This window comes from Bacteroides sp. L10-4 (assembly GCF_013373675.1).
GTDB lineage: Bacteria > Bacteroidota > Bacteroidia > Bacteroidales > Bacteroidaceae > Bacteroides > Bacteroides muris.
Genome location: NZ_JABXJH010000107.1, coordinates 1 through 5,685 on the forward strand (window position 1 = coordinate 1; position 5,685 = coordinate 5,685).

The following is a 5,685-nucleotide window of genomic DNA, read 5'->3' on the forward strand; positions in this document are numbered from 1 at the left end:
TGACAAAACGCACTTGAAAGACCTCTTCGACAAAACTAAATTTCAATATGACAAAGACCGTTTCGGACCAAATGGGCCAAATTTATTTAATGTTTAACTAGTCCCTATTTTTTATGGGACACTAATGAAACAGTTTCATAAATTAATTTTGAATTATAAAATTTTTCCAGAAAATATATTCTATAATATAGAATTTAGTAATAAAAAAGCAGAACTAAATTAGCTACGCTCAATAGTACTATAAAAACATGAAGCAATGAATTATCCCTTGGGGTTAGGAGACGCTGCATTGTTATTCTTTGCCGTTTGCTCCTCTTTGATTTCTGCAAGTTCCTCTTCTACCCTATCAGCATTCCCGGCAAACATGATTCCCTCACGTGTGGACCAAATGCCACCACTGACAGCGGAAAACGCAGTAGTCACCTTATCACTCAAATCATCAATCATATATGGAACCAGTTCTGTTTCTATGTCAATGGTCTGCGACGCCTTGCTAAACTTGGTTGGATTGATAGAACCTAAAGCGGAAAGCGGTTCCTGATGCTTTGCCTACCCCCTTCAACGTTTCAAAGGATATTCTTGGAGTGTTTGACATATCATAAGCCATGTTAGTAAGCGTTTCAGCTTCGAACTTAATTTTCATCATCGTCGGTCGGAGTACAATCCATCGACGGTTCAGTGCCGACTGTGAAAGCAGTTTGAATGTTCACTATATCCTGCTAAGGGATAGAGATACGGTTTACCGGTTCGGTCTTGTATTGTGCTTCGGTTTCGTAGGTCTTACCAGTCTTTTCATCAAAAACCTTCTCCGCTTCCTTTTCAAGCACTTTTCTATCCGGATACTTCTCTTTATCCACCATGATTTCATGGCGTTCCGGATTCCAATCGTCCCAAAGTTTACAACGGTCGGGAAGTTCGGTCTTTCTTCCTTTCTTTAGGTAGGTGATTTTCTGACCGATGTCAGACAGATTCAATATTTCTTCTAAACTCAATGGCATAATCTATAATTTTAGTGTGTGAATATTCCTGTTAAATCTTTCGGTTTCAAAATGCGTCCAAGCAAACAACCCAATACATAATATCTAATGGCATCCATCAAATGATTATATTCATTTACTGGCTCATTGATGTAGTTTCCATCCTTATCTTTGTCCCAAACATATTTCCGAAGTTTAGTAATAAGATTGTAAGAGCGTTCTGTTACAAAGAACTCCATGTCTTTAATCTTATCAATACCCGCTTTGATTGAGCCGGGAAACTTATCTACCGGATAGATATTCACGCCCCTGTTCTTTATCTCTTGAATCAATCGAGGGTCTTGCGAATCGGCAAAAACTTTCATAGAGAAAGGCTTTAACCTGTTGGCAATAGCCGATGAAAGCATATCCGTTTCATAGAAAAGTTCATCAACATACAAACGGTTATCAATAATGCCACATCTTACAGCAGCGGAAGGATCATTAGTAAAGCCGAAGTCCTGCCCTATTCCTACCTTTTTGCATTCCTGCGAGAACTCTTTCACAATTCCCCACTTCTTGAACACAGCACCTTCCACCACGTCTGCCCAACGGCCGATAACCACATGAGCGTAATCATTCTATTTTCCGCCACGACAATTTTATCAGGCTATAGCCCGTTTACTGTAACCACGGGTACGGTACATGTGTATAATTGTTTGTTTTTCCACCATTGTTATCATTTTTACCCTTTGTGTTGATTTAGACACAAAGGAATTTATAATGTTAATTAGCGTAGATAAAACTCAGACTCTTATATACGATAGGCCTAAAGTTATATCCAACGGGTGGTATACTTTTCAATTATTTTAGTGGAGTACTTTTCAGTTATTATCTACACGCATACAACGGAATGGGTGACAGTGACAAGAAAAGTACAATCTTTATTGTTGGCAAACGGTATTATATCAACTACAATGAAAATGATAAGAATGCGCTGCGTGAAATCAATTTGTATGCGGATTTAATCCGTGACTCGGAATCGTCCGATGTAGAGACCTCACTCGGAATCGTCCCGGCTAAAATTATTCAGTTCAATGTCGGCGTGTATGGCTCTGTAGCTGACTACGATTTGTCCCGTCCGTACACCTCCATGGTATTGAACATACCCGCGGTGGGCTACCAGGCTACTGTTGCCAAGCAGGAGCGCTTCAATGTCCAGGAAGCCATAAACGGTGACGTGGAGCTGAAGGAGAAGCTGGAAAAAAACGGGCACATGGAAGTGGCTGTCAATACCGGCAAGTTCAACCGGCAGAACGTAACTTACAGCGGTCAGACACATGCCTATGATTATGCCTATCCTTTTACGGACTACCAGCAGAAGACCGGAGCACAGCTCACGGACTTCCTTCTGTATTCCCTAAGCTTGAACGATGTTTGTCCGGACTGTGTCGGACATCGGTTGTCGACACTCAGTCTGTTTCACTCCAATATCCCTTACACAATCCAGTTCCAAGCCAATAAGCTGCCAGATGTGAATAAGGTGTTTCTTATAGGCAACAAGCAGTATTTGTGCGAGAAGATTGAGACGGAAATAGATGTTGATGGATTAAGCAAGGTACTGAAGGGGACTTTTTACCGGATAGAATAATAATGTTAAAAAGACATCTGCTCTCAGAGCCTGTTTAAATTTTCCTCAATAATAATCTTATAGTGGCTAATTTGACCATTTCCTCTGCCGAGTCGAATGTTAGTTCATAGTTTCGGCAGAGCCTTCTATTGTAATCCATCCATGAGAATGTTCTTTCCACAATCCATCTCTTTTGAATGGGTCTGAATCACTGTTCCTTGTACGCGCTGATAACAACCTGAATGACATATCCGAATTTCTTTCTTATGTTATCGACAAGTTCTCCTCGGTAACCTCCATCGACAAGGATGTTTTTTACACTGGAGCACATCTCCTTAAGAACCCTCATCAGCAAATAAGCGGCTTTACTGTCATGCACATTAGCTATGGTGACCATAACGGCAATAAGAAAGCCATGCTTATCCACTATGACATGCCGTTTTATGCCTTTTACCTTTTTGTTTCCATCAATACCGTTCAAAGAAGCATTGTTCCCCCATCTAACGCTTTGACTGTCCATAATTCCTACACTGGGTTCCATGCTTTGACCGCGTTTCACACGTACATGCCCACGCAATTTCTCTAACAACAAGTCAAAATCCAATTGAGAGGCCCATTTGCGATAGTAGTAATAGACCAACTGCCACTTGGGAAAGTCAAGAGGAAGCATCCGCCATTGACAACCTGTCTTTACCAGGTAAAATATAGCGTTCCAAATCAATCGCAAATCATATTTTCGCTTTCTTTCTTGCAGGTTCAATACTTTTGTTATATATTGCCAATCGGTTTCCGTTAAATCTGTCTGATACATCTTTTTTTAAGTTTGGTCGCTTCAAAGAAAGAAATAATCTGGCGGATACGGAAACCTCTTTAGAAAAAGATTTCAGGCATTTTTAAACAGGCTCTCAAAAATAACTCCTTTTTCCCTTGTGTAATTACCAAAAGGTTATTATATTTGCAGTGTCATAATGTATCGCGATCTTTTTATGACTGAAGACGAAGAGCTAAAGGCTCGGATTGAAGCTGCGAAAAAAGACCTCAGCTTCTTTTCCCTCTATTGGGATGACATTCAGAATACTGATTGGATTTCCAATGAGGAGCTTGAGGAAGGCATCAATGATTGTCTCGATGACTTGAATGATGCACAAGACAAGCTGAATGAAAATGGTAGCCCTCCTTGAGGGGGCTACTTTTTCTCTAACATATAATTTTTAGGCTTATGGACGTACAGAAAGAATTGGGAAAATGGAAGTCGGAATATGTAAAATGCAATACTCCGGAGGAATTGGCCGACCATAAAAAACGTTTCAGGGCTTTTCTGCAGACGCTTTCACCGGAGGATAAAAAAGCGTTTGCGCAAGCATTCCAAGATGGTGCTAGGCAATCAATCGATGAAGCCCAAGCCATTGTGAAAACAGTAGAAATCAGGCAGACCTTAGAAAAAGTATTGCCTTTCGCTTCCATGTCGTATATTGCCCAGCACTATTTTGGCAGAACACGCCAATGGCTATATCAACGGATTAACGGAAGTGCGGTAAACGGCAAACCTGCCAACTTTACCGCTGATGAACTGAATACCCTGTCTTTAGCTCTATCCGAGCTTGGCGACATAATGAAAGATACTTCCCGGTCTATCACGAGGCCGTAAGGTTTTAAATGTGACGGAGGGCTTCCACGGGCTGGAAGCCCTTTTTTGTTGCCCATGAAGGGTAGTCTGGCGATAAATAATCAGATATGGTGCGGAGAAATAAAAAATCCCCACAGTGGCTCGAAGCTGTGGGGACAGAATGTTCAATAAAACGTCTATCAAGCTATGGATAGCGAGCCTAATTTGTTACAAATGTCGTGGATGGCATTATTAAAAATCAGCCTGTCCTGTTCACTTAGCGTATAGACACGGCCACGTACCTTGTAGCCGTAAATACGCTGTTGCAGCCAAGCCGTACTTTTCCCGAAATAATTACGGGCGATATAAGAGATTGGCACAATTTCCTTCATCTCCTTTATCTTCTCCTGCAAGGCTATTGTACGGTTCAGCTCCTCCGCTTCTTTAGCCAGTTCGTGATACCCGTTCAACAGCCAGTCGGCAATGGCTTCTGAATCGGCTTTCGTAGTGTAATGTTCTTGTATGTACAAGAACTTCTGTTGGTATTCCTCTTCCTTGTTGGTTGAATCTCCATTTAGAATGGCAGTAAGTTCCTTCAGTTCGTCATTGATTGTTTTCATAAGCAAATTTTTTTTGCCCCCTCTTTTCGTCCGAGGGAGCTGTTTTTACTTTTCTAATTCTTTTAGTTTGGTTTCCAGCATTTTTATCAGATGGTCTATTCTCAATTTTTCATCAAGTATAGCGTTCATCTTCTCTTCCGGTAACCCTTTACTGTTTTCAAATGCCCATTTCAGCATCTTTTGTTTCAACCTTAGCTCGGTTAGCTTCTGGGCAATTAGTAAAATCTCTTTTTTGTTTTCCATTACTTCCTTGTTTTATTGAACACTACAAAGATACATAGTGTTTTTGATATGTGCAACAAATACATAATAAATTTACTATGTATTATTGTTTTTTATGCACACAGGGGGATGAAGAATTATCAGCGGAAACTATCCATAAAAGAACAGTTCAAAGTCGCAGGAAAAGTCATAGGGGCTGTAAGTGCCGTGGTTGGTATCATATCGTTTCTGCTCGGGTTGTTATTTTAGTGATGCCCCTAAAGTATAGCAGATATAAGAAATGGCGGCTACAAACATCAAGCCTGCTATCCAAAAAAGTGTACGGAGTATTTTGTAATATGAAGTGTTCATAGCGAATTGTTTTTTGCAAAAATAATCAATCCTTTTTGATTATCCGTAACTTTTCCCCATCTTTGCCTTGCCCAATATAAACCAAACGTTTCAATTCCTTATGCCGTGCAACCCGTACTCAATCGGGTTCCGGGTGGTTCCGGTGGGCGCGCGGCATAAGGAATTGATTATTTAGATATGAACTATAATATAAAAACAGAATACGGTTAACGATAATTAGCATACTCATGCAAGTTATCGTGCATGGAAGGCTCGTCGGGGCTGACTGCTCAGCCCCTTGCCGCATGGCGTTCCCTCCGC

6 protein-coding genes and 2 pseudogenes are annotated in these 5,685 nt (G+C 40.8%); 3 read left to right on the forward strand and 5 right to left on the reverse strand.

Annotated elements, in window-relative coordinates; translation table 11 throughout:
- Window positions 1-261: 261 nt before the first annotated feature.
- Both HU824_RS18935 and HU824_RS18940 read right to left on the reverse strand, forming a co-directional pair.
- Window positions 262-998, reverse strand: a pseudogene (locus tag HU824_RS18935) (hypothetical protein).
- 11 nt (window positions 999-1,009) lie between these two features.
- A pseudogene (locus HU824_RS18940) lies at window positions 1,010-1,591 on the reverse strand (terminase large subunit); the annotation flags it as partial.
- Window positions 1,592-1,869: 278 nt separating this feature from the next.
- Here HU824_RS18940 and HU824_RS18945 point away from each other — a divergent pair.
- On the forward strand, window positions 1,870-2,607 hold the full coding sequence (locus tag HU824_RS18945; RefSeq protein WP_255260570.1) for a hypothetical protein: 738 nt from the start codon (window positions 1,870-1,872) through the stop codon (window positions 2,605-2,607).
- Between the two features lie 187 nt (window positions 2,608-2,794).
- On the opposite strand, the gene HU824_RS18950 is transcribed toward HU824_RS18945, so the two are convergent.
- Window positions 2,795-3,397: an IS5 family transposase gene (locus tag HU824_RS18950; RefSeq protein WP_255260571.1), complete on the reverse strand. Its 603-nt coding sequence runs from the start codon at window positions 3,395-3,397 to the stop codon at window positions 2,795-2,797.
- A 175-nt stretch (window positions 3,398-3,572) separates the two neighbouring features.
- On the opposite strand from HU824_RS18950, the gene HU824_RS18955 reads away from it, so the two are divergent.
- Window positions 3,573-3,767, forward strand: coding sequence for a diguanylate cyclase (locus HU824_RS18955; protein WP_176469697.1), 195 nt, complete (start codon window positions 3,573-3,575; stop codon window positions 3,765-3,767).
- Between the two features lie 38 nt (window positions 3,768-3,805).
- A complete protein-coding gene (locus tag HU824_RS18960) occupies window positions 3,806-4,234 on the forward strand; it encodes a DUF5053 domain-containing protein (protein WP_136011507.1) in 429 nt (142 codons plus the stop codon).
- A 158-nt stretch (window positions 4,235-4,392) separates the two neighbouring features.
- On the opposite strand, the gene HU824_RS18965 is transcribed toward HU824_RS18960, so the two are convergent.
- Window positions 4,393-4,812: a DUF5053 domain-containing protein gene (locus HU824_RS18965; RefSeq protein ID WP_117922831.1), complete on the reverse strand. Its 420-nt coding sequence runs from the start codon at window positions 4,810-4,812 to the stop codon at window positions 4,393-4,395.
- Between the two features lie 45 nt (window positions 4,813-4,857).
- Window positions 4,858-5,055 (reverse strand): hypothetical protein, encoded by a 198-nt coding sequence (locus HU824_RS18970; RefSeq protein ID WP_117922830.1) that lies wholly within the window; start codon window positions 5,053-5,055, stop codon window positions 4,858-4,860.
- Between the last annotated feature and the right edge of the window lie 630 nt (window positions 5,056-5,685).